The sequence below is a fragment of the Paraclostridium bifermentans genome (assembly GCF_019916025.1).
Classification (GTDB): domain Bacteria; phylum Bacillota; class Clostridia; order Peptostreptococcales; family Peptostreptococcaceae; genus Paraclostridium; species Paraclostridium bifermentans.
Genome location: NZ_CP079737.1, coordinates 113,589 through 139,400 on the forward strand (window position 1 = coordinate 113,589; position 25,812 = coordinate 139,400).

The window sequence follows — 25,812 nt, forward strand, 5'->3', positions numbered from 1 at the left end:
ATTTAAATTTAATGTTTTAATGAGGGGGAGTATACATGAAGATAAGATTAGCTTCGTCTATTACTGTAGATAGTATAGTAGATGGGCCTGGGCTTAGGGCTGTTTTATGGACACAAGGATGCATACATAATTGTAAAGGGTGTCATAATTCTCAAACTCATGATTTGGTGAGTGGGTTCGAAGTAGATACAAGCACAATATCTAAAGAGATAGAAAAACTAAAATTGCATAGAGGTGTAACTTTATCTGGAGGAGAGCCATTTTTACAAAGTGAAGCTTTAGCTGAAGTTGCAAAAACATGCAAAGATAATGACTTAGATGTATGGGTATATACAGGATATACATTTGAGGAACTTACAGATAAGAAAAACCCTTCATATTTTAATAATTTAAATTTACTTAGAAATATAGATGTTTTGGTGGATGGAAGATTTATAGAAGCTAAGAGAGATATAAGTCTTAAGTTTAGAGGATCATCAAATCAGAGAATTATAGATGTTAAGAAAACATTAGAGCTTAAGAAAATATGTTTACATGATGAATATATGAAAGAAGATTTAGGAATAGCAAAGTAATAAATTAAAAAATAAGCATAAGTTCTGACTTATGCTTATTTTTTTCGCCTTTTTTCTTCAAAAGATTTAAAAATATCGAAAAATGAAAATAAATTAAAATATATACATATTTATGGTGGATAATGTGGATAAGTCTTGTAGATGTGAGTATATATGTACTTTTAAAACTGTAGATAATGTGGATAAAAATGTTGATAACTTGTTGAATACTTTCTTTATTAAAGTGAAATTAAAATATAATTAAAAAAAATAAAAAAAACTGTTGACTCTGTTTTAATTAGATGGTAAAGTATTACTTGTCCTTAAGAAACGGACGAAACACAAAAGAGAAAATGAACTTTGAAAATTAAACAGTAGGTTAATTATAAAAATTCTTTTTTTAAGAATTAAACACAAACAACCAAGCCAGATATTCAGATAATGATTAGCTGAGCGATGGACAACTTTTTAAATTATATTTGAGAGTTTGATCCTGGCTCAGGATGAACGCTGGCGGCGTGCCTAACACATGCAAGTCGAGCGATCTCTTCGGAGAGAGCGGCGGACGGGTGAGTAACGCGTGGGTAACCTGCCCTGTACACACGGATAACATACCGAAAGGTATACTAATACGGGATAATATATGAAAGTCGCATGGCTTTTATATCAAAGCTCCGGCGGTACAGGATGGACCCGCGTCTGATTAGCTAGTTGGTAAGGTAATGGCTTACCAAGGCAACGATCAGTAGCCGACCTGAGAGGGTGATCGGCCACACTGGAACTGAGACACGGTCCAGACTCCTACGGGAGGCAGCAGTGGGGAATATTGCACAATGGGCGAAAGCCTGATGCAGCAACGCCGCGTGAGCGATGAAGGCCTTCGGGTCGTAAAGCTCTGTCCTCAAGGAAGATAATGACGGTACTTGAGGAGGAAGCCCCGGCTAACTACGTGCCAGCAGCCGCGGTAATACGTAGGGGGCTAGCGTTATCCGGAATTACTGGGCGTAAAGGGTGCGTAGGTGGTTTTTTAAGTCAGAAGTGAAAGGCTACGGCTCAACCGTAGTAAGCTTTTGAAACTAGAGAACTTGAGTGCAGGAGAGGAGAGTAGAATTCCTAGTGTAGCGGTGAAATGCGTAGATATTAGGAGGAATACCAGTAGCGAAGGCGGCTCTCTGGACTGTAACTGACACTGAGGCACGAAAGCGTGGGGAGCAAACAGGATTAGATACCCTGGTAGTCCACGCCGTAAACGATGAGTACTAGGTGTCGGGGGTTACCCCCCTCGGTGCCGCAGCTAACGCATTAAGTACTCCGCCTGGGAAGTACGCTCGCAAGAGTGAAACTCAAAGGAATTGACGGGGACCCGCACAAGTAGCGGAGCATGTGGTTTAATTCGAAGCAACGCGAAGAACCTTACCTAAGCTTGACATCCCACTGACCTCTCCCTAATCGGAGATTTCCCTTCGGGGACAGTGGTGACAGGTGGTGCATGGTTGTCGTCAGCTCGTGTCGTGAGATGTTGGGTTAAGTCCCGCAACGAGCGCAACCCTTGCCTTTAGTTGCCAGCATTAAGTTGGGCACTCTAGAGGGACTGCCGAGGATAACTCGGAGGAAGGTGGGGATGACGTCAAATCATCATGCCCCTTATGCTTAGGGCTACACACGTGCTACAATGGGTGGTACAGAGGGTTGCCAAGCCGCGAGGTGGAGCTAATCCCTTAAAGCCATTCTCAGTTCGGATTGTAGGCTGAAACTCGCCTACATGAAGCTGGAGTTACTAGTAATCGCAGATCAGAATGCTGCGGTGAATGCGTTCCCGGGTCTTGTACACACCGCCCGTCACACCATGGAAGTTGGGGGCGCCCGAAGCCGGTTAGCTAACCTTTTAGGAAGCGGCCGTCGAAGGTGAAACCAATGACTGGGGTGAAGTCGTAACAAGGTAGCCGTATCGGAAGGTGCGGCTGGATCACCTCCTTTCTAAGGAGTAATTGCCTACTGTTTAATTTTGAGAGCTTATTGTTCTCAAAATTAGTACTTTGAAAACTGCATAACATTTAGTGATGATTAAATAAACCAATATAAGAGAAGAAAACTCTTTAAAAAATAACACTTTTAATAACTGGTCAAGTTATTAAGGGCGCAGGGCGGATGCCTTGGCACTAAGAGCCGATGAAGGACGCGATAAGCTGCGATAAGCTTCGGGGAGTTGCACGTAAACTTTGATCCGAAGATTTCCGAATGAGGAAACTCACTTAGAGTAATGTCTAAGTATCATTAAGTGAATACATAGCTTAGTGAGGGGAACCCGGGGAACTGAAACATCTAAGTACCCGGAGGAAAAGAAAGAAATTCGATTCCGTAAGTAGCGGCGAGCGAACGCGGAATAGCCCAAACCAGTGAAGTTTTCTTCGCTGGGGTTGCGGACACATCATCAACAAAGAGGTATCGTAAACGAAGAGAGTTGGAAAGCTCCGCTATAAAGTGTAATAGCCACGTAGTTGAAACGAGAAGACTTTAGATGTGATCCAGAGTACCACGGGACACGTGAAACCCTGTGGGAAGCAGGAGGGACCATCCTCCAAGGCTAAATACTACTTAGTGACCGATAGCGCATAGTACCGTGAGGGAAAGGTGAAAAGAACCCCGGGAGGGGAGTGAAATAGAACCTGAAACCCTGCGCTTACAAGCTGTGGAAGCACTTTATATGTGTGACCGCGTACTTTTTGTAGAACGGGCCAACGAGTTACGATAGTAAGCTAGGTTAAGTACTTAAGGTATGGAGCCGTAGTGAAAGCGAGTCTTAAATGGGCGTTAAGTTTGCTGTCGTAGACCCGAAACCGAGCGACCTATCCATGAGCAGGATGAAGCGAAAGTAAAATTTCGTGGAGGTCCGAACCCACGAGCGTTGAAAAGCTCGGGGATGACTTGTGGATAGCGGTGAAATTCCAATCGAGCTCGGAGATAGCTGGTTCTCCCCGAAATAGCTTTAGGGCTAGCCTCAAGGTTGAGAAATACGGAGGTAGAGCACTGAATATCCTAGGGGGCATTGCGCTTACCGAAGATTATCAAACTCCGAATGCCGTTATTTTATACTTGGGAGTCAGACTGTGGGTAATAAGATTCATAGTCGAGAGGGCAACAGCCCAGATCGTCAGCTAAGGTCCCTAAATGTAAGTTAAGTGGTAAAGGATGTGGGATTGCATAGACAACCAGGATGTTGGCTTAGAAGCAGCCACTCATTTAAAGAGTGCGTAATAGCTCACTGGTCGAGTGATCCTGCGCCGAAGATTACCGGGGCTAAAACTTACTACCGAAGCTACGATATCATTTATGATAGGTAGGGGAGCTTCCTATGCAGGCTGAAGCATGACCGTAAGGACGTGTGGACAGTATAGGAGTGAGAATGTTGGCATGAGTAGCGAGACGTGGGTGAGAATCCCACGGGCCGTAAACCCAAGGTTTCCAGGGGAAGGTTCGTCCGCCCTGGGTTAGTCGGGACCTAAGCCGAGGCCGAAAGGCGTAGGTGATGGACAACAGGTTGAGATTCCTGTACCACCGATAATCGTTTGAGAGATGGAATGACACAGTAGGATAAGCTAACCACACTGTTGGTTATGTGTGGCTAAGTACTGAGGCAGTCAAGGCAGGCAAATCCGCCATGATAATGCTGGGGTACGATGGGGAGCGAAATTAAGTAGCGAAGTAGCTGATTTCACACTGTCGAGAAAAGTTTCTATCGAGATTAAAGGTGCCCGTACCGCAAACCGACACAGGTGGGTGAGGAGAGTATCCTAAGGCCAGCGAGAGAACTGTTGTTAAGGAACTCGGCAAAATGACCCCGTAACTTAGGGAGAAGGGGTGCCACGTTAGGGTTAACGCCCGAGGTGGCCGCAGAGAATAGGCCCAAGCGACTGTTTACCAAAAACACAGGTTTCTGCTAAGTCGCAAGACGATGTATAGGAGCTGACGCCTGCCCGGTGCTGGAAGGTTAAGGGGATCTGTTAGGATTTATCCGAAGCAGTGAACTTAAGCCCCAGTAAACGGCGGCCGTAACTATAACGGTCCTAAGGTAGCGAAATTCCTTGTCGGGTAAGTTCCGACCCGCACGAAAGGCGTAACGATTTGGGCACTGTCTCAACAACAGACTCGGTGAAATTGTAATCCCGGTGAAGATGCCGGGTACCTGCGACAGGACGGAAAGACCCCATGGAGCTTTACTGTAGCTTGACATTGAATTTTGGTGCTACATGTACAGGATAGGTGGGAGGCTATGAAATCGGGACGCCAGTCTCGGTGGAGCTATCCTTGGGATACCACCCTTGTAGTACTGAGATTCTAACCAGATACCTTGAATCAGGTATTGGGACACTGTCAGGTGGGCAGTTTGACTGGGGCGGTCGCCTCCCAAAGAGTAACGGAGGCGCTCAAAGGTTCTCTCAGCACGGTCGGAAATCGTGCGTAGAGTGTAAAGGCAGAAGAGAGCTTGATTGCAAGACATACAGGTCGAGCAAGGACGAAAGTCGGACTTAGTGATCCGGTGGTTCCGCATGGAAGGGCCATCGCTCAACGGATAAAAGCTACCCTGGGGATAACAGGCTTATCTCCCCCAAGAGTCCACATCGACGGGGAGGTTTGGCACCTCGATGTCGGCTCATCACATCCTGGGGCTGTAGTAGGTCCCAAGGGTTGGGCTGTTCGCCCATTAAAGTGGTACGCGAGCTGGGTTCAGAACGTCGTGAGACAGTTCGGTCCCTATCCGTCGCAGGCGTAGGAAATTTGAGGAGACCTGTCCTTAGTACGAGAGGACCGGGATGGACGTACCTCTGGTGTACCAGTTGTTCTGCCAAGGGCATGGCTGGGTAGCTATGTACGGAATGGATAAGCGCTGAAAGCATCTAAGCGCGAAGCCAACTTCAAGATAAGATTTCCCACCGTAAGGGTAAGATCCCAGGAAGACTACCTGGTTGATAGGTCGGAGGTGTAAGTGCAGCAATGTATGTAGCTTACCGATACTAATAGATCGAGGACTTGACCAAGATTATTTAATCTTACAAATGTTATTCAGTTTTTAGAGTATTAAGTAAAATATTGTTTTAAAAAAGTGTTGACAAATGCTTACTGAAATGGTATTATAATACTTGTTCAAAAATGAACTTACATAATCTAGTTATTACAGCAAAGAGGATACACCTGTTCCCATTCCGAACACAGAAGTTAAGCTCTTTAGCGCCGATGGTACTTGGTGGGAAGCTGCCTGGGAGAGTAGGACATAGCTAGGTGATGTGCCGAAGTGGCGGAACTGGCAGACGCACAGGACTTAAAATCCTGCGGGACTTACCTCTCGTACCGGTTCGATTCCGGTCTTCGGCACCATTATAAAGTGGACCTTTAGCTCAGTTGGTTAGAGCGCCCGGCTCATAACCGGTAGGTCCGGGGTTCGAGTCCCTGAAGGTCCACCACTTTAAGAACTTTGAAAATTAAACAGTAGGTTAATTATAAAAATTCTTTTTTAAAGAATTAAACACAAACAACCAAGCCAGATATTCAGATAATGATTAGCTGAGCGATGGACAACTTTTTAAATTATATTTGAGAGTTTGATCCTGGCTCAGGATGAACGCTGGCGGCGTGCCTAACACATGCAAGTCGAGCGATCTCTTCGGAGAGAGCGGCGGACGGGTGAGTAACGCGTGGGTAACCTGCCCTGTACACACGGATAACATACCGAAAGGTATACTAATACGGGATAACATATGAAAGTCGCATGGCTTTTGTATCAAAGCTCCGGCGGTACAGGATGGACCCGCGTCTGATTAGCTAGTTGGTAAGGTAATGGCTTACCAAGGCAACGATCAGTAGCCGACCTGAGAGGGTGATCGGCCACACTGGAACTGAGACACGGTCCAGACTCCTACGGGAGGCAGCAGTGGGGAATATTGCACAATGGGCGAAAGCCTGATGCAGCAACGCCGCGTGAGCGATGAAGGCCTTCGGGTCGTAAAGCTCTGTCCTCAAGGAAGATAATGACGGTACTTGAGGAGGAAGCCCCGGCTAACTACGTGCCAGCAGCCGCGGTAATACGTAGGGGGCTAGCGTTATCCGGAATTACTGGGCGTAAAGGGTGCGTAGGTGGTTTTTTAAGTCAGAAGTGAAAGGCTACGGCTCAACCGTAGTAAGCTTTTGAAACTAGAGAACTTGAGTGCAGGAGAGGAGAGTAGAATTCCTAGTGTAGCGGTGAAATGCGTAGATATTAGGAGGAATACCAGTAGCGAAGGCGGCTCTCTGGACTGTAACTGACACTGAGGCACGAAAGCGTGGGGAGCAAACAGGATTAGATACCCTGGTAGTCCACGCCGTAAACGATGAGTACTAGGTGTCGGGGGTTACCCCCCTCGGTGCCGCAGCTAACGCATTAAGTACTCCGCCTGGGAAGTACGCTCGCAAGAGTGAAACTCAAAGGAATTGACGGGGACCCGCACAAGTAGCGGAGCATGTGGTTTAATTCGAAGCAACGCGAAGAACCTTACCTAAGCTTGACATCCCACTGACCTCTCCCTAATCGGAGATTTCCCTTCGGGGACAGTGGTGACAGGTGGTGCATGGTTGTCGTCAGCTCGTGTCGTGAGATGTTGGGTTAAGTCCCGCAACGAGCGCAACCCTTGCCTTTAGTTGCCAGCATTAAGTTGGGCACTCTAGAGGGACTGCCGAGGATAACTCGGAGGAAGGTGGGGATGACGTCAAATCATCATGCCCCTTATGCTTAGGGCTACACACGTGCTACAATGGGTGGTACAGAGGGTTGCCAAGCCGCGAGGTGGAGCTAATCCCTTAAAGCCATTCTCAGTTCGGATTGTAGGCTGAAACTCGCCTACATGAAGCTGGAGTTACTAGTAATCGCAGATCAGAATGCTGCGGTGAATGCGTTCCCGGGTCTTGTACACACCGCCCGTCACACCATGGAAGTTGGGGGCGCCCGAAGCCGGTTAGCTAACCTTTTAGGAAGCGGCCGTCGAAGGTGAAACCAATGACTGGGGTGAAGTCGTAACAAGGTAGCCGTATCGGAAGGTGCGGCTGGATCACCTCCTTTCTAAGGAGTAATTACCTACTGTTTAATTTTGAGAGTTCTTAAATGAACTTTATATTGTGGGGGTGTAGCTCAGCTGGGAGAGCACTTGCCTTGCACGCAAGGGGTCAGGAGTTCGATCCTCCTCATCTCCACCATATTAGTACTTTGAAAACTGCATAACATTTAGTGATGATTAAATAAACCAATATAAGAGAAGAAAACTCTTTAAAAAATAACACTTTTAATAACTGGTCAAGTTATTAAGGGCGCAGGGCGGATGCCTTGGCACTAAGAGCCGATGAAGGACGCGATAAGCTGCGATAAGCTTCGGGGAGTTGCACGTAAACTTTGATCCGAAGATTTCCGAATGAGGAAACTCACTTAGAGTAATGTCTAAGTATCATTAAGTGAATACATAGCTTAGTGAGGGGAACCCGGGGAACTGAAACATCTAAGTACCCGGAGGAAAAGAAAGAAATTCGATTCCGTAAGTAGCGGCGAGCGAACGCGGAATAGCCCAAACCAGTGAAGTTTTCTTCGCTGGGGTTGCGGACACATCATCAACAAAGAGGTATCGTAAACGAAGAGAGTTGGAAAGCTCCGCTATAAAGTGTAATAGCCACGTAGTTGAAACGAGAAGACTTTAGATGTGATCCAGAGTACCACGGGACACGTGAAACCCTGTGGGAAGCAGGAGGGACCATCCTCCAAGGCTAAATACTACTTAGTGACCGATAGCGCATAGTACCGTGAGGGAAAGGTGAAAAGAACCCCGGGAGGGGAGTGAAATAGAACCTGAAACCCTGCGCTTACAAGCTGTGGAAGCACTTTATATGTGTGACCGCGTACTTTTTGTAGAACGGGCCAACGAGTTACGATAGTAAGCTAGGTTAAGTACTTAAGGTATGGAGCCGTAGTGAAAGCGAGTCTTAAATGGGCGTTAAGTTTGCTGTCGTAGACCCGAAACCGAGCGACCTATCCATGAGCAGGATGAAGCGAAAGTAAAATTTCGTGGAGGTCCGAACCCACGAGCGTTGAAAAGCTCGGGGATGACTTGTGGATAGCGGTGAAATTCCAATCGAGCTCGGAGATAGCTGGTTCTCCCCGAAATAGCTTTAGGGCTAGCCTCAAGGTTGAGAAATACGGAGGTAGAGCACTGAATATCCTAGGGGGCATTGCGCTTACCGAAGATTATCAAACTCCGAATGCCGTTATTTTATACTTGGGAGTCAGACTGTGGGTAATAAGATTCATAGTCGAGAGGGCAACAGCCCAGATCGTCAGCTAAGGTCCCTAAATGTAAGTTAAGTGGTAAAGGATGTGGGATTGCATAGACAACCAGGATGTTGGCTTAGAAGCAGCCACTCATTTAAAGAGTGCGTAATAGCTCACTGGTCGAGTGATCCTGCGCCGAAGATTACCGGGGCTAAAACTTACTACCGAAGCTACGATATCATTTATGATAGGTAGGGGAGCTTCCTATGCAGGCTGAAGCATGACCGTAAGGACGTGTGGACAGTATAGGAGTGAGAATGTTGGCATGAGTAGCGAGACGTGGGTGAGAATCCCACGGGCCGTAAACCCAAGGTTTCCAGGGGAAGGTTCGTCCGCCCTGGGTTAGTCGGGACCTAAGCCGAGGCCGAAAGGCGTAGGTGATGGACAACAGGTTGAGATTCCTGTACCACCGATAATCGTTTGAGAGATGGAATGACACAGTAGGATAAGCTAACCACACTGTTGGTTATGTGTGGCTAAGTACTGAGGCAGTCAAGGCAGGCAAATCCGCCATGATAATGCTGGGGTACGATGGGGAGCGAAATTAAGTAGCGAAGTAGCTGATTTCACACTGTCGAGAAAAGTTTCTATCGAGATTAAAGGTGCCCGTACCGCAAACCGACACAGGTGGGTGAGGAGAGTATCCTAAGGCCAGCGAGAGAACTGTTGTTAAGGAACTCGGCAAAATGACCCCGTAACTTAGGGAGAAGGGGTGCCACGTTAGGGTTAACGCCCGAGGTGGCCGCAGAGAATAGGCCCAAGCGACTGTTTACCAAAAACACAGGTTTCTGCTAAGTCGCAAGACGATGTATAGGAGCTGACGCCTGCCCGGTGCTGGAAGGTTAAGGGGATCTGTTAGGATTTATCCGAAGCAGTGAACTTAAGCCCCAGTAAACGGCGGCCGTAACTATAACGGTCCTAAGGTAGCGAAATTCCTTGTCGGGTAAGTTCCGACCCGCACGAAAGGCGTAACGATTTGGGCACTGTCTCAACAACAGACTCGGTGAAATTGTAATCCCGGTGAAGATGCCGGGTACCTGCGACAGGACGGAAAGACCCCATGGAGCTTTACTGTAGCTTGACATTGAATTTTGGTGCTACATGTACAGGATAGGTGGGAGGCTATGAAATCGGGACGCCAGTCTCGGTGGAGCTATCCTTGGGATACCACCCTTGTAGTACTGAGATTCTAACCAGATACCTTGAATCAGGTATTGGGACACTGTCAGGTGGGCAGTTTGACTGGGGCGGTCGCCTCCCAAAGAGTAACGGAGGCGCTCAAAGGTTCTCTCAGCACGGTCGGAAATCGTGCGTAGAGTGTAAAGGCAGAAGAGAGCTTGATTGCAAGACATACAGGTCGAGCAAGGACGAAAGTCGGACTTAGTGATCCGGTGGTTCCGCATGGAAGGGCCATCGCTCAACGGATAAAAGCTACCCTGGGGATAACAGGCTTATCTCCCCCAAGAGTCCACATCGACGGGGAGGTTTGGCACCTCGATGTCGGCTCATCACATCCTGGGGCTGTAGTAGGTCCCAAGGGTTGGGCTGTTCGCCCATTAAAGTGGTACGCGAGCTGGGTTCAGAACGTCGTGAGACAGTTCGGTCCCTATCCGTCGCAGGCGTAGGAAATTTGAGGAGACCTGTCCTTAGTACGAGAGGACCGGGATGGACGTACCTCTGGTGTACCAGTTGTTCTGCCAAGGGCATGGCTGGGTAGCTATGTACGGAATGGATAAGCGCTGAAAGCATCTAAGCGCGAAGCCAACTTCAAGATAAGATTTCCCACCGTAAGGGTAAGATCCCAGGAAGACTACCTGGTTGATAGGTCGGAGGTGTAAGTGCAGCAATGTATGTAGCTTACCGATACTAATAGATCGAGGACTTGACCAAGATTATTTAATCTTACAAATGTTATTCAGTTTTTAGAGTATTAAGTAAAATATTGTTTTAAAAAAGTGTTGACAAATGCTTACTGAAATGGTATTATAATACTTGTTCAAAAATGAACTTACATAATCTAGTTATTACAGCAAAGAGGATACACCTGTTCCCATTCCGAACACAGAAGTTAAGCTCTTTAGCGCCGATGGTACTTGGTGGGAAGCTGCCTGGGAGAGTAGGACATAGCTAGGTGATGTGCCGAAGTGGCGGAACTGGCAGACGCACAGGACTTAAAATCCTGCGGGACTTACCTCTCGTACCGGTTCGATTCCGGTCTTCGGCACCATTATAAAGTGGACCTTTAGCTCAGTTGGTTAGAGCGCCCGGCTCATAACCGGTAGGTCCGGGGTTCGAGTCCCTGAAGGTCCACCACTTTAAGAACTTTGAAAATTAAACAGTAGGTTAATTATAAAAATTCTTTTTTAAAGAATTAAACACAAACAACCAAGCCAGATATTCAGATAATGATTAGCTGAGCGATGGACAACTTTTTAAATTATATTTGAGAGTTTGATCCTGGCTCAGGATGAACGCTGGCGGCGTGCCTAACACATGCAAGTCGAGCGATCTCTTCGGAGAGAGCGGCGGACGGGTGAGTAACGCGTGGGTAACCTGCCCTGTACACACGGATAACATACCGAAAGGTATACTAATACGGGATAACATATGAAAGTCGCATGGCTTTTGTATCAAAGCTCCGGCGGTACAGGATGGACCCGCGTCTGATTAGCTAGTTGGTAAGGTAATGGCTTACCAAGGCAACGATCAGTAGCCGACCTGAGAGGGTGATCGGCCACACTGGAACTGAGACACGGTCCAGACTCCTACGGGAGGCAGCAGTGGGGAATATTGCACAATGGGCGAAAGCCTGATGCAGCAACGCCGCGTGAGCGATGAAGGCCTTCGGGTCGTAAAGCTCTGTCCTCAAGGAAGATAATGACGGTACTTGAGGAGGAAGCCCCGGCTAACTACGTGCCAGCAGCCGCGGTAATACGTAGGGGGCTAGCGTTATCCGGAATTACTGGGCGTAAAGGGTGCGTAGGTGGTTTTTTAAGTCAGAAGTGAAAGGCTACGGCTCAACCGTAGTAAGCTTTTGAAACTAGAGAACTTGAGTGCAGGAGAGGAGAGTAGAATTCCTAGTGTAGCGGTGAAATGCGTAGATATTAGGAGGAATACCAGTAGCGAAGGCGGCTCTCTGGACTGTAACTGACACTGAGGCACGAAAGCGTGGGGAGCAAACAGGATTAGATACCCTGGTAGTCCACGCCGTAAACGATGAGTACTAGGTGTCGGGGGTTACCCCCCTCGGTGCCGCAGCTAACGCATTAAGTACTCCGCCTGGGAAGTACGCTCGCAAGAGTGAAACTCAAAGGAATTGACGGGGACCCGCACAAGTAGCGGAGCATGTGGTTTAATTCGAAGCAACGCGAAGAACCTTACCTAAGCTTGACATCCCACTGACCTCTCCCTAATCGGAGATTTCCCTTCGGGGACAGTGGTGACAGGTGGTGCATGGTTGTCGTCAGCTCGTGTCGTGAGATGTTGGGTTAAGTCCCGCAACGAGCGCAACCCTTGCCTTTAGTTGCCAGCATTAAGTTGGGCACTCTAGAGGGACTGCCGAGGATAACTCGGAGGAAGGTGGGGATGACGTCAAATCATCATGCCCCTTATGCTTAGGGCTACACACGTGCTACAATGGGTGGTACAGAGGGTTGCCAAGCCGCGAGGTGGAGCTAATCCCTTAAAGCCATTCTCAGTTCGGATTGTAGGCTGAAACTCGCCTACATGAAGCTGGAGTTACTAGTAATCGCAGATCAGAATGCTGCGGTGAATGCGTTCCCGGGTCTTGTACACACCGCCCGTCACACCATGGAAGTTGGGGGCGCCCGAAGCCGGTTAGCTAACCTTTTAGGAAGCGGCCGTCGAAGGTGAAACCAATGACTGGGGTGAAGTCGTAACAAGGTAGCCGTATCGGAAGGTGCGGCTGGATCACCTCCTTTCTAAGGAGTAATTACCTACTGTTTAATTTTGAGAGTTCTTAAATGAACTTTATATTGTGGGGGTGTAGCTCAGCTGGGAGAGCACTTGCCTTGCACGCAAGGGGTCAGGAGTTCGATCCTCCTCATCTCCACCATATTAGTACTTTGAAAACTGCATAACATTTAGTGATGATTAAATAAACCAATATAAGAGAAGAAAACTCTTTAAAAAATAACACTTTTAATAACTGGTCAAGTTATTAAGGGCGCAGGGCGGATGCCTTGGCACTAAGAGCCGATGAAGGACGCGATAAGCTGCGATAAGCTTCGGGGAGTTGCACGTAAACTTTGATCCGAAGATTTCCGAATGAGGAAACTCACTTAGAGTAATGTCTAAGTATCATTAAGTGAATACATAGCTTAGTGAGGGGAACCCGGGGAACTGAAACATCTAAGTACCCGGAGGAAAAGAAAGAAATTCGATTCCGTAAGTAGCGGCGAGCGAACGCGGAATAGCCCAAACCAGTGAAGTTTTCTTCGCTGGGGTTGCGGACACATCATCAACAAAGAGGTATCGTAAACGAAGAGAGTTGGAAAGCTCCGCTATAAAGTGTAATAGCCACGTAGTTGAAACGAGAAGACTTTAGATGTGATCCAGAGTACCACGGGACACGTGAAACCCTGTGGGAAGCAGGAGGGACCATCCTCCAAGGCTAAATACTACTTAGTGACCGATAGCGCATAGTACCGTGAGGGAAAGGTGAAAAGAACCCCGGGAGGGGAGTGAAATAGAACCTGAAACCCTGCGCTTACAAGCTGTGGAAGCACTTTATATGTGTGACCGCGTACTTTTTGTAGAACGGGCCAACGAGTTACGATAGTAAGCTAGGTTAAGTACTTAAGGTATGGAGCCGTAGTGAAAGCGAGTCTTAAATGGGCGTTAAGTTTGCTGTCGTAGACCCGAAACCGAGCGACCTATCCATGAGCAGGATGAAGCGAAAGTAAAATTTCGTGGAGGTCCGAACCCACGAGCGTTGAAAAGCTCGGGGATGACTTGTGGATAGCGGTGAAATTCCAATCGAGCTCGGAGATAGCTGGTTCTCCCCGAAATAGCTTTAGGGCTAGCCTCAAGGTTGAGAAATACGGAGGTAGAGCACTGAATATCCTAGGGGGCATTGCGCTTACCGAAGATTATCAAACTCCGAATGCCGTTATTTTATACTTGGGAGTCAGACTGTGGGTAATAAGATTCATAGTCGAGAGGGCAACAGCCCAGATCGTCAGCTAAGGTCCCTAAATGTAAGTTAAGTGGTAAAGGATGTGGGATTGCATAGACAACCAGGATGTTGGCTTAGAAGCAGCCACTCATTTAAAGAGTGCGTAATAGCTCACTGGTCGAGTGATCCTGCGCCGAAGATTACCGGGGCTAAAACTTACTACCGAAGCTACGATATCATTTATGATAGGTAGGGGAGCTTCCTATGCAGGCTGAAGCATGACCGTAAGGACGTGTGGACAGTATAGGAGTGAGAATGTTGGCATGAGTAGCGAGACGTGGGTGAGAATCCCACGGGCCGTAAACCCAAGGTTTCCAGGGGAAGGTTCGTCCGCCCTGGGTTAGTCGGGACCTAAGCCGAGGCCGAAAGGCGTAGGTGATGGACAACAGGTTGAGATTCCTGTACCACCGATAATCGTTTGAGAGATGGAATGACACAGTAGGATAAGCTAACCACACTGTTGGTTATGTGTGGCTAAGTACTGAGGCAGTCAAGGCAGGCAAATCCGCCATGATAATGCTGGGGTACGATGGGGAGCGAAATTAAGTAGCGAAGTAGCTGATTTCACACTGTCGAGAAAAGTTTCTATCGAGATTAAAGGTGCCCGTACCGCAAACCGACACAGGTGGGTGAGGAGAGTATCCTAAGGCCAGCGAGAGAACTGTTGTTAAGGAACTCGGCAAAATGACCCCGTAACTTAGGGAGAAGGGGTGCCACGTTAGGGTTAACGCCCGAGGTGGCCGCAGAGAATAGGCCCAAGCGACTGTTTACCAAAAACACAGGTTTCTGCTAAGTCGCAAGACGATGTATAGGAGCTGACGCCTGCCCGGTGCTGGAAGGTTAAGGGGATCTGTTAGGATTTATCCGAAGCAGTGAACTTAAGCCCCAGTAAACGGCGGCCGTAACTATAACGGTCCTAAGGTAGCGAAATTCCTTGTCGGGTAAGTTCCGACCCGCACGAAAGGCGTAACGATTTGGGCACTGTCTCAACAACAGACTCGGTGAAATTGTAATCCCGGTGAAGATGCCGGGTACCTGCGACAGGACGGAAAGACCCCATGGAGCTTTACTGTAGCTTGACATTGAATTTTGGTGCTACATGTACAGGATAGGTGGGAGGCTATGAAATCGGGACGCCAGTCTCGGTGGAGCTATCCTTGGGATACCACCCTTGTAGTACTGAGATTCTAACCAGATACCTTGAATCAGGTATTGGGACACTGTCAGGTGGGCAGTTTGACTGGGGCGGTCGCCTCCCAAAGAGTAACGGAGGCGCTCAAAGGTTCTCTCAGCACGGTCGGAAATCGTGCGTAGAGTGTAAAGGCAGAAGAGAGCTTGATTGCAAGACATACAGGTCGAGCAAGGACGAAAGTCGGACTTAGTGATCCGGTGGTTCCGCATGGAAGGGCCATCGCTCAACGGATAAAAGCTACCCTGGGGATAACAGGCTTATCTCCCCCAAGAGTCCACATCGACGGGGAGGTTTGGCACCTCGATGTCGGCTCATCACATCCTGGGGCTGTAGTAGGTCCCAAGGGTTGGGCTGTTCGCCCATTAAAGTGGTACGCGAGCTGGGTTCAGAACGTCGTGAGACAGTTCGGTCCCTATCCGTCGCAGGCGTAGGAAATTTGAGGAGACCTGTCCTTAGTACGAGAGGACCGGGATGGACGTACCTCTGGTGTACCAGTTGTTCTGCCAAGGGCATGGCTGGGTAGCTATGTACGGAATGGATAAGCGCTGAAAGCATCTAAGCGCGAAGCCAACTTCAAGATAAGATTTCCCACCGTAAGGGTAAGATCCCAGGAAGACTACCTGGTTGATAGGTCGGAGGTGTAAGTGCAGCAATGTATGTAGCTTACCGATACTAATAGATCGAGGACTTGACCAAGATTATTTAATCTTAATAAATGTTATTCAGTTTTTAGAGTACTAACTCTAAATAAAGATTATGCGGTTATTACAGCAAAGAGGATACACCTGTTCCCATTCCGAACACAGAAGTTAAGCTCTTTAGCGCCGATGGTACTTGGTGGGAAGCTGCCTGGGAGAGTAGGACGTAGCCGCGTAATCTTTTTTATTTTACGTGGATTTGTAGTGGTGGTTAGTATTAAGTTACATTTGAAGTCATAAAGCTGAGAAGATGCTTTAAAATGGCTTCTGCATTGTAACTTAACACTAACCACTTTTTTTGATGTGTAAAATAAAGAAGAATTACGCTTGTACGAGATGTGATTAAACTATATAAAGTAAAAAATGATAAAAGATACTTTAAAAAACTTGATTATAATTATATGATTAAAATAGTCGTTTAATATAATCACAATATGTTTTGGGAGGAGGATCTTTAGCTTGAAATTTAAGTTAAAGTAAAATTAAAAGTAATGAATACACCAATAATAGATTCTTTAAGAAAAATAGTTGATGATAATATAATATCATTTCATATGCCAGGTCATAAGAAAGGCGCTATATATAAAATGCTAGGGTATGAAGATATACTTGAAAATTTATACAAGCTAGATACAACTGAGATTCCAGGGACAGATAATTTACATTCACCAGAAGAGTGTATAAAAGAGTCTCTTAAAAGGGCTTCAGAAGTATTTAAAAGCGATAAAACTTTTTATTTAGTGAATGGATCTACTTGTGGAATTGAGGCAGCTATAATGGCTTCTGTAAATCCTAAAGAAAAAATAATACTAAATAGAGATTGCCATCAGTCAGCGATTAATTCTTGTATAATTGGAGATATAGATCCAATTTATGTTAACCCTAGTATAAATAAAGATAGCAATACTTTATCTGGAGTTAGTTTTAATGATGTAAAGAGTGTTATAGACTCAAATTTAGATGCCAAGGCAGTTTTTCTGACTTATCCAACTTATTTTGGAGATGTGTTTGATTTAAAGTCTATTTGTAGTTATGCACATGAAAAAGGTATGACTGTTATAATAGATGAAGCCCATGGAGCTCATTTAGGGTTAAGTGAGAAGCTACCAGAGACAGCATTAAGCCAAGGCGCAGATATAGTAATACAAAGTACTCATAAAACATTACCATCTTTTACACAATCATCTATGATTCATATTAAAGGAAATAGAATAGATATAAATAAGTTAACAAATATGCTGAGAATAACAGAATCTTCAAGTCCATCATACTTACTTATGGCATCTTTGGATATAGCTGTAGATATATATGAAAAAAATGGATTTGATTTAATGGATAAACTTTTAAATAATATATATGAATTTAAAAATGAAACTTATAAACTTAAAAATATTAAAGTAGATGAAAGCAAAGATCATACAAAAATATTTTTAAATACAAAAAAACTTGGAATTACGGGACATGAATTAGAAAATATTTTAAGAGAAAATTATAATATACAGGTTGAGTTATCTAATTATTACGGTGTTTTATTGATTGCAACAATTGGGAATACAAAAGATGAATTTTTAAAGTTAAAAGATGTATTATTTGAAATCGATAAAATTTATAAGAAAGAAAGTCATTTAAAAAGCGTATCGTATCCAATTAAATTACCTAAAAAGATATTAACTCCAAGAGAAGCATTCTATATGAATAAAAAAAATGTTAAAATAGAGAATAGCATAGGAAAAATTTCAGGTGAGTATATAATACCATATCCACCAGGAGTTAGCTTAGTATCTCCTGGAGAGGAGATTACAAGAGAAGTTATTGATTACATTATAGAATGTAAATCTAAGGGAATGAACGTTAATGGAGTTAAAGATAGTGAACTTAGGTTTATTCAAGTTATAGACATAGATTAAATTCATAAGAAAGGAAGACAGTATTAGTTACGTATATTAGTATATTAAGCGTGATAAATATTGATAGGTGTAAAAAATGAAAGGAAAGTTAATAATTATAGAAAGTGGTTCAGATGCTAGCGGAAAAGCAACTCAAACCAAAAAATTATACAATAGATTAATAGAAGATGGGTATAAAGTAAAAAAAGTCGAATATCCAAATTATAAATCAGATTCTGCTTCACTAGTTAAGATGTATTTAAATGGAGACTTCGGGAAAAATGCTAATGACGTAGATGCATATGTAGCTTCTACATTCTTCGCAGCAGATAGATACGCATCTTTTAAAACGGAATGGGAATCTTTTTATAATGAAGGCGGAGTTATAATAGCAGACAGATATACTACTTCAAATATGGTTCATCAAGCATCAAAAATGGATGAACAAGAAAGAGATAAATATATAAATTGGTTATTTGACTTTGAGTTTAATTTATATAAGATTCCACAACCAGATTGTGTAGTATTTTTGGATGTTCCTGTAGAGTTTAGTAAAAAACTTATGGAAAATAGAAAAAATAAATTTACAGGAGAAGAAAAAAAGGATATACATGAAAGTGATATAGACTATCTAACAAGATCATATAATAACTCTTTATATATAGCAAATAAGTATAATTGGAATAAGATTGATTGTATAGAAGATGAAAAATTAAGAAGTATAGATAGTATACATGAAGAAGTATATAAAGTTGTTAAAAAAACTATAGATTCTATGGAGAAATAGATATGTATTTTGAAAATATTATAGGACAAAGTTTTGCTAAAAAATATTTATCAAACTCTATTACAAAAGATAAAATAAATCATGCGTATTTATTTGAGGGAATAAATGGAGTTGGGAAAAGCACACTTGCACAGGAGTTTGCAAAGTTTTTACTTAAAACAGAGCATCTAGAGAATAACCCTGATTTTATACCTATAGAACCTCAAGGTGCAAGTATAAAAATAGCTCAAATAAGAAGCTTACAGACTGATGTTATAATAAAGCCACATGGAGATTATAAAATATATTTAATTACTGATGCGGAAAAAATGACTATAGAGTCTCAAAATGCATTATTAAAAACATTAGAAGAACCACCTAACTACGTAATAATAATACTTTTAACAAATAATAAAAACTCATTACTAGATACAATAAAGTCAAGATGTGATATAGTAAAGTTTTTACCAATACCGTTTATAGAATTAAAGGAGCATTTGAAAGCAAAGGGAATTGAAGATAGAAAAGCTAGTATGTTAGCTACATTTTCTAGAGGAAGTATAAGTAAAGCTTTAGAGCTGTCTGAGTCATCAGATTTTATGGTAATGAGAGAAGATATTCAAAGCAATATACAAACTATGTTAGATAAGAATGTAGTTGATATACTAGAACTTCCAAGTAAGTATGATAAATATAAAGATAATATTATTGAAGTTTTGGATATAACTTTGAATTACTTTAGAGATATAATGATGTTAAAAGAAAATATAAATAAAGATATGATTATAAATATAGATAAAATAACATTTTTACAAAATATGAGCAAAAAAATTAACTATTCTCAAGTGTCTAAGATTATTGATATAATAGAAGAGACTAAGAAAAAGTTAAGAAGTAATTGTAACTTTAATTTGAGTATACAAGTGATGTCTTTAAATATATATGAGGTGATTAAATGATAAGAATAGTGGGTGTTAGATTCAAAAGTGCAGGAAAAATATATTATTTTGATCCTGTAGAATTTGAAATAGAGAAAAATGTAGATGTAGTAGTAGAAACTGCAAGGGGATTAGAATATGGTAAGGTTGTAGTAGGACCTAAGGAATTAGACGAGAGTGAGTTAGTATCACCTTTAAAACCTATTGTAAGAATAGCAACAGAAGAAGATACTAAGATTTATTTAGAAAATAAAGAAAAAGCAAAAGAAACTTTTGAGGTTTGCCAACAAAAAATAAAAGAACATGAATTAACTATGTTTCTTATAGATTGTGAATATACGTTTGATAGAAATAAGCTAATATTCTACTTTACAGCAGAAGGAAGAATAGACTTTAGAGAACTTGTAAAAGACTTAGCTTCTATATTTAAGACTAGAATAGAACTAAGACAAATTGGAGTAAGAGATGAAGCTAAATCTATAGGTGGACTTGGACCATGCGGAAGAAGATTATGTTGTTCTTCTTGGTTAGGAGATTTCCAACCTGTGTCTATAAAAATGGCCAAGGATCAAAGTTTATCACTTAATCCTACTAAAATTTCAGGTATATGTGGTAGATTATTCTGCTGTTTAAAATATGAACATGATGTATATAGTGAAGCATTAGAAAAAATGCCAACAGTAGGTTCTATAGTACAATCTCCAGATGGAAAAGGAAAAGTAATTGAAATTAATCCTCTTTTAGAACAAATTAAAGTAGAATTACAAGATAAAAACATAAAACTTTATGAAAGAGAAGATATAAAGATCTTACAAGAAGCTAAGAAATGTGCTGGATGTGGACAAAAAGATGAAAAACTTGATGCAGAGACATTAAGAGAGTTAAAAAAATTAGAAGATTAATAGGGGGTAGGATATTTCCTACCCTTTAAATTGTGAATTTTTAACGCTTAAAGAAATTACACTTGCTGAAATTTGTGAATAATCTACAAACTTTAGTTGTATCAAAATACTATATTTTGAGCGTTAAAAAGATTTTAAGCAACGGATGAAGTCGTTTGAGTAACGGGACACGAGCTTGCCGAGTGGACGTTGACGACATGAAATTTTGGCGATATGAAGTAGTTCGCAGACGTAGTCGCTCAAGCGAAGCGAATTTTTAATGTTAAGGAGTAGATTTATGGACGTAAAAATAAAAGAGACGGAAAGAATAGATGATATTCAATTAAAAGGACTAAGGTTGATACAAGACACAACTGGATTTTGTTTTGGAGTAGATGCTGTTTTATTAGCGAATTTTGCTAAAGTAAAAAGAGGTGCTAGCGTAGTAGATTTAGGAACAGGAACAGGTATAATACCAATATTAATAGCTGGTAAAAGTGAAGCTAAGGAAATTATAGGTGTAGAGATCCAAGAAGAAGTTTATGAGATGGCTTCAAGATCTGTACTATTAAATGACTTACAAGATAGAGTTAAAATTGTAAATGGAGATATAAAAGTAATAGATAAAACTTTAGAAGTTAACAAGTTTGATGTAGTTACTTCAAATCCTCCATATATGCATGATAATGGGATAAAAAATCCAAATGATAAAAAAGCTATATCAAGACATGAAGTAAAATGTAATTTAGAAGACGTTATAAGATCAGCATCTAGACTATTGAAAGATACAGGTAAGTTTTACATGATCCACAGACCAACTAGATTGATAGAAATAATAACATTAGCAAGACAGTATAAGTTAGAGCCAAAGCAAATTCAGTTTATTCATCCTAAGCAAGGCAAAGCTCCTAACATAATGTTAGTTCAGTTTACTAAGGGTGGAAGACCAGATTTAAAAATATTAGATCCATTATATGTTTATGATGAGGATGAAAATTATACTAAAGAAATTGATGACATATATGCAAATCAAGATATAGGAGAAAAGTAAATGAGTGGAAAATTATATGTATGTGGAACTCCAATAGGAAACTTAGAAGATATAACATATAGAACCTTAAGAGTTTTAAATGAAGTTGATTTAATAGCAGCAGAAGATACTAGACATAGTATTAAACTTTTAAATCATTTTGAAATATCGAAACCATTAACAAGTTATCATGAATATAATAAAGATAATAAAGGTGGATATTTAATAAATAAATTACTAAGCGGAGAAAATATAGCGTTGATAAGTGACGCTGGAATGCCTGGAATATCAGATCCTGGAGAAGAAGTAATAAAACAGGCTATTGAAAATGATATTGAAGTAGTTGTATTACCTGGGGCTACTGCATCTATCACGGCATTAATAGGTTCAGGGCTTGAAACTGGCAAATTTGCATTTGAAGGTTTTTTAGATAGAGATAAAAAAAGAAGAAGAGCTCAACTAGAAGAATTACAATATGAAAAAAGAACTATTATATTCTATGAATCTCCACATAGACTAAAAGATACTTTAAAAGATATGTTAAAAGTATTAGGTAATAGATCTATAGCAATAAATAGAGAATTAACTAAAAAGTATCAAGAGATAATAAGAAAAGACATACAAGGTTGTATAGAAATTTTTAATGAAAGAGAAGTAAAAGGAGAATTTGTACTTATAGTTGAAGGCTTTAAAGGTGAAGTAAAAAAAGTTTGCGAGTACGATGATTTAAATGATAGAGAGTATGTGGTAAAGCTTATGGAAGAAGGTATAAGTAAAAAAGATGCAATTAAAGCTGTTTGTAAAGAAAGAAAGTTAAAGAAAGATATAGTATATAAACAAGTTCTAGATTTATAAAATAGAGGTGATAAAGCATGACATTAGTAAAAAAGCTAATGGATTGTATAAAAAGTGAAAATACAGTTGATTCAATAAAAAAAATGGATGAGTCAGGCGATTTATCAAAAATATTACCGATTACTATTGATATGAAGAGTGTAGGTGAATGCAAATATCATGTTATAAATTGCTTTGAACATTCAATTCTAGCTGTTAAATTATTTGAAGATACTTTAAAGGAAGAAAACTTTTTTGAAAGTCATTTGAAAGACAGAGTATTTGAATCTTTAAATAAAAAATTAGAAAATGGAATGAAAAAAATAGATCTTATAAAATTAGGGATATTCCTACATGATATGGGTAAACCTATAGCTCAAACTGTTGATGATAATGGAAGGATCCATTTTAAAAAACACGAAATATTAGGAGCAAATAAATCATTAGAAATTTCTAAAACATTAAATTTAAGTGAATTAAATTCATCTATTTTATACAAATATATTAGATATCATATGTCATTACTTGAGTTATACAGAAATAATGATATGTCCAAAGAAAGATTATTTAATATATTTGATGATCTAAAAGATGAAAGCATAGATATATTCATTATAGGATATGTTGATATAGTATCAACTCGAAAATTAATAAGACCAGATGAAGATATGGGTATAATTAAATCGTATATGAACTATGCAATAACTAACTACATATATCGATATGAGAGAGGGTAGTTTAGATAAAATGTAAAGTCGTTGTAATATAAGTATAGTAAAATTTTATTTAATATTAAGATATAGACAATTTGTAAAAATTTGTATATTATAAAAGTGTATTAATTTTTTAAATTAATACACTTTTATTACGTTTATATTTAAAGATTTTATTAAAAAAAGGTTAAAAAATAATATCTTGGAAAACGATTTTATAAATGACTTAAGCTTGGGGAGGATAAAGAATGAGAAAAGATATATCAAATAAATTAAAATCAATTCAACCATCGGTAACATTAGCTATAACTGCAAAAGCTAAGAGCTTAAAAGCTCAAGGTGTAGATATAATAGGATTTGGGGCAGGAGAACCTGATTTTAGAACTCCAAAACACATAAGAGATGCAGCTATAGATGCTATAGAAAATGAGAGTATAGGGTATACTGCTGCTTCGGGAATGGATAGTTTAAAGCAAGCTATATGTGATAAATTAAAAAGAGATAATAACTTAGAATACACTAAAGATCAAATAGTTGTTTCTAATGGAGCTAAACACTCATTATTTAATACTTTATCAGCGATATGTAATCCTGGAGATGAAGTAATAGTTCCTAATCCATATTGGGTAAGTTATCCAGAATTAATAAGATTAGTAGATGCAAAACCTGTATTTGTAGAGTGTCCAGAAGAAGCTGAATTTAAATACACAGTTGAAGCTTTAGAATCTGCAATAACAGATAAAACTAAAGCAATAATATTAAATACACCAAATAATCCAACTGGAACAGCTTATAAAGAAGAAGATTTAAAAGCTATAGCTAATTTAGCTGTGAAAAACAATATATATGTAATCTCAGATGAAATATATGAAAAATTATTATATGAAGGAACTCATAAAAGTATAGCATCTTTTAATGAAGATATAAAAGATTTAACAATAGTTGTAAATGGAGTAGCAAAAGCTTATGCAATGACAGGTTGGAGAATAGGATACACTGCTTGTAAAAAAGAAATAGCTAAGTCTATGTCGAATTTCCAAAGTCATGCTACTTCAAATCCAAATACTATAGCTCAATATGCTACAATAGCTGCTTTAAATGCTCCAGAGGATACATTGAAGGAAATGGTTGAAGCATTTAAAGAAAGAAGAGACTTCATGGTTGATAAAATTAACTCTATAGAGAATTTATCATGCTTAAAACCACAAGGAGCTTTTTATGTAATGGTAAATATAAGTAAACTATTAGGTAAAACTTTAAATGGAAAAGAAATAAAAAATTCAATAGACTTTGCTGATTATTTATTAGATGATGCAAATGTAGCTGTTGTTCCAGGAATAGGGTTTGGAAATGATAATTACATAAGACTTTCTTATGCAACATCATTAGAAAACATAAAAGAGGGTCTAGAGAGAATAGAGAAAGGTATAACTTTATAATTAAGAATTAACAAGCTATTTTAACTTGTAGATTTATATTCTACTTGTTAAGATAGCTTTTTTATTTTTGATTTATATAATGCAATTAGATTACAAAGGTCATATATTATAGAACTAAGTAATATTTTGGAGTATAATAATAAATATTGTTTGAAAAATAGAATAATGGGGGGAATTTATGTTAAAGAAAGGCATAGTAGCTATAGTTATAGCGATTATTGTATTCCAAGCGTACAGCATGATATCATCAAAAGAAAAGGATACTTATGCAGATGTAAATGAGGGTAAAATTGAATCTATAGAAAAAAAACCAAAACATGAAAGAAGTGATTATATAGAAGGTATACAACCTCTTTATATAGATGGAATATTGGTTGCTAACAAAGATTATGGTCTTCCAAGCGAATATGCTCCAACAAGTGGAAGCGAAGATTATGAAGCAATGGAAGCGTTTAAAGAAATGCAAGAAGCTGCAAAAAAAGATGGAATAAAAATAACTGTAAGAAGTGGATACAGAAGTTATGATACACAAGTTCAACTATATAATGATTATGTTAAAAGAGATGGCAAAAAAGCTGCGGATAGATACTCTTCAGTACCAGGTTTTAGCGAACATCAAACAGGCTTAGCTTTAGATATTTCAAATAGCAAGAAAAGATCAGTAGGCACTTGGTTCGACGAGACACCGCAAGCCGAATGGTTGTATGAAAATGCATATAAGTATGGATTTATACTTAGATACCCAAAAGGTAAAGAAGATATAACTGGGTATATGTATGAATCTTGGCACTATAGATATATAGGTAAAGAGCATAGTAAGAATTTTAAAATGAATAATTTAACACTAGAAGAATATTTGGGATTAAAATAGAGGATGAAAAAAATCATCCTCTATTTTTATTTATAATATAGATTTGCCTTCGATTATAGTTGAAAGAATAACTGATGTTTTAGTTCTTCCGACTTGTTTAATTTTATCAATTACTTGTTCAAGTGCATACATATCTGGGACTATAACTTTTAGTAAAAGGCAATCATCTCCAGTTATATGATGACATTCAACAATACGGTTATCACGTTTAACGTAGTCTATAAAAGCTTGATAATTTTCACTAGGTAAAGATATGTTTATAAAAGATTTAATTACTCTTCCTAATTTATCTGGATTTACGATAGCTTTGTAGCCTTTAATAACTCCAGATTCCTCTAATCTTTTAACTCTTTCTGAAACTGCAGGTGATGTCAAACCTACTATTTTACCTAAATCCTTCATGGAAATTCTACCATCTTCTTGTAGTAGTTCTATAATTTTAAAATCTGTTGCATCCATATTAAAACTCCTT

At 40.5% G+C, this 25,812-nt stretch carries 11 protein-coding genes, 6 tRNA genes and 9 rRNA genes; 25 read left to right on the forward strand and 1 reads right to left on the reverse strand.

Features of this window, described 5'->3' with window-relative positions:
• The first annotated feature begins 35 nt into the window (after positions 1-35).
• The 25 genes from nrdG (at position 36) to KXZ80_RS00930 (ending at position 25,340) form a co-directional block, all read left to right on the forward strand.
• Complete coding sequence (nrdG, locus tag KXZ80_RS00810) at positions 36-575, forward strand: anaerobic ribonucleoside-triphosphate reductase activating protein (RefSeq protein ID WP_021431836.1); 540 nt, start codon at positions 36-38, stop codon at positions 573-575.
• 454 nt (positions 576-1,029) lie between these two features.
• Positions 1,030-2,531, forward strand: a 16S ribosomal RNA gene (locus KXZ80_RS00815).
• 144 nt (positions 2,532-2,675) lie between these two features.
• Positions 2,676-5,590: ribosomal RNA gene (locus KXZ80_RS00820) — 23S ribosomal RNA — on the forward strand.
• Positions 5,591-5,716: 126 nt separating this feature from the next.
• A 5S ribosomal RNA gene (gene rrf / locus KXZ80_RS00825) occupies positions 5,717-5,833 on the forward strand.
• A gap of 5 nt (positions 5,834-5,838) precedes the next feature.
• Positions 5,839-5,927: transfer RNA gene (locus tag KXZ80_RS00830), tRNA-Leu, on the forward strand.
• Positions 5,928-5,936: 9 nt separating this feature from the next.
• A tRNA-Ile gene (locus KXZ80_RS00835) sits at positions 5,937-6,013 on the forward strand.
• A 126-nt stretch (positions 6,014-6,139) separates the two neighbouring features.
• A 16S ribosomal RNA gene (locus KXZ80_RS00840) occupies positions 6,140-7,641 on the forward strand.
• Positions 7,642-7,699: 58 nt separating this feature from the next.
• Positions 7,700-7,775, forward strand: a tRNA-Ala gene (locus tag KXZ80_RS00845).
• A 95-nt stretch (positions 7,776-7,870) separates the two neighbouring features.
• Positions 7,871-10,785, forward strand: a 23S ribosomal RNA gene (locus tag KXZ80_RS00850).
• A 126-nt stretch (positions 10,786-10,911) separates the two neighbouring features.
• Positions 10,912-11,028 (forward strand): 5S ribosomal RNA (rrf, locus tag KXZ80_RS00855).
• A gap of 5 nt (positions 11,029-11,033) precedes the next feature.
• Positions 11,034-11,122 (forward strand) — tRNA-Leu (locus KXZ80_RS00860).
• A gap of 9 nt (positions 11,123-11,131) precedes the next feature.
• Positions 11,132-11,208, forward strand: a tRNA-Ile gene (locus tag KXZ80_RS00865).
• A gap of 126 nt (positions 11,209-11,334) precedes the next feature.
• A 16S ribosomal RNA gene (locus KXZ80_RS00870) occupies positions 11,335-12,836 on the forward strand.
• A 58-nt stretch (positions 12,837-12,894) separates the two neighbouring features.
• Positions 12,895-12,970 (forward strand) — tRNA-Ala (locus KXZ80_RS00875).
• Positions 12,971-13,065: 95 nt separating this feature from the next.
• Positions 13,066-15,980 (forward strand): 23S ribosomal RNA (locus KXZ80_RS00880).
• A gap of 61 nt (positions 15,981-16,041) precedes the next feature.
• Positions 16,042-16,158: ribosomal RNA gene (gene rrf / locus KXZ80_RS00885) — 5S ribosomal RNA — on the forward strand.
• Together the 16S, 23S and 5S rRNA genes with 6 tRNA genes alongside form the textbook arrangement of a ribosomal RNA operon.
• A 315-nt stretch (positions 16,159-16,473) precedes the next feature.
• Positions 16,474-17,889, forward strand: a complete 1,416-nt coding sequence (locus KXZ80_RS00890) for an aminotransferase class I/II-fold pyridoxal phosphate-dependent enzyme (RefSeq protein ID WP_021434232.1) — start codon at positions 16,474-16,476, stop codon at positions 17,887-17,889.
• 76 nt (positions 17,890-17,965) lie between these two features.
• Entirely contained in the window at positions 17,966-18,655 is a 690-nt protein-coding gene (locus KXZ80_RS00895) for a dTMP kinase (RefSeq protein WP_021434231.1), read from the forward strand.
• Positions 18,656-18,657: 2 nt separating this feature from the next.
• Complete coding sequence (locus tag KXZ80_RS00900) at positions 18,658-19,593, forward strand: DNA polymerase III subunit (protein ID WP_021434230.1); 936 nt, start codon at positions 18,658-18,660, stop codon at positions 19,591-19,593.
• Positions 19,590-20,474 (forward strand): PSP1 domain-containing protein, encoded by an 885-nt coding sequence (locus tag KXZ80_RS00905; protein WP_021430378.1) that lies wholly within the window; start codon positions 19,590-19,592, stop codon positions 20,472-20,474. Before KXZ80_RS00900 ends, KXZ80_RS00905 begins: the two co-directional genes overlap by 4 nt.
• A gap of 277 nt (positions 20,475-20,751) precedes the next feature.
• On the forward strand, positions 20,752-21,504 hold the full coding sequence (locus KXZ80_RS00910) for a tRNA1(Val) (adenine(37)-N6)-methyltransferase (protein WP_021434229.1): 753 nt from the start codon (positions 20,752-20,754) through the stop codon (positions 21,502-21,504).
• Positions 21,505-22,338, forward strand: coding sequence for a 16S rRNA (cytidine(1402)-2'-O)-methyltransferase (gene rsmI / locus KXZ80_RS00915; protein ID WP_021434228.1), 834 nt, complete (start codon positions 21,505-21,507; stop codon positions 22,336-22,338).
• Positions 22,339-22,355: 17 nt separating this feature from the next.
• A complete protein-coding gene (locus tag KXZ80_RS00920; RefSeq protein ID WP_021434227.1) occupies positions 22,356-23,054 on the forward strand; it encodes an HD domain-containing protein in 699 nt (232 codons plus the stop codon).
• A 224-nt stretch (positions 23,055-23,278) separates the two neighbouring features.
• On the forward strand, positions 23,279-24,469 hold the full coding sequence (locus KXZ80_RS00925; protein ID WP_021434226.1) for a pyridoxal phosphate-dependent aminotransferase: 1,191 nt from the start codon (positions 23,279-23,281) through the stop codon (positions 24,467-24,469).
• A 178-nt stretch (positions 24,470-24,647) separates the two neighbouring features.
• A complete protein-coding gene (locus tag KXZ80_RS00930) occupies positions 24,648-25,340 on the forward strand; it encodes a M15 family metallopeptidase (RefSeq protein WP_021434225.1) in 693 nt (230 codons plus the stop codon).
• A 30-nt stretch (positions 25,341-25,370) separates the two neighbouring features.
• Here the strand turns inward: KXZ80_RS00930 and KXZ80_RS00935 are convergent, their stop codons facing one another.
• Complete coding sequence (locus KXZ80_RS00935) at positions 25,371-25,799, reverse strand: Lrp/AsnC family transcriptional regulator (RefSeq protein ID WP_021434224.1); 429 nt, start codon at positions 25,797-25,799, stop codon at positions 25,371-25,373.
• Positions 25,800-25,812: the final 13 nt, after the last annotated feature.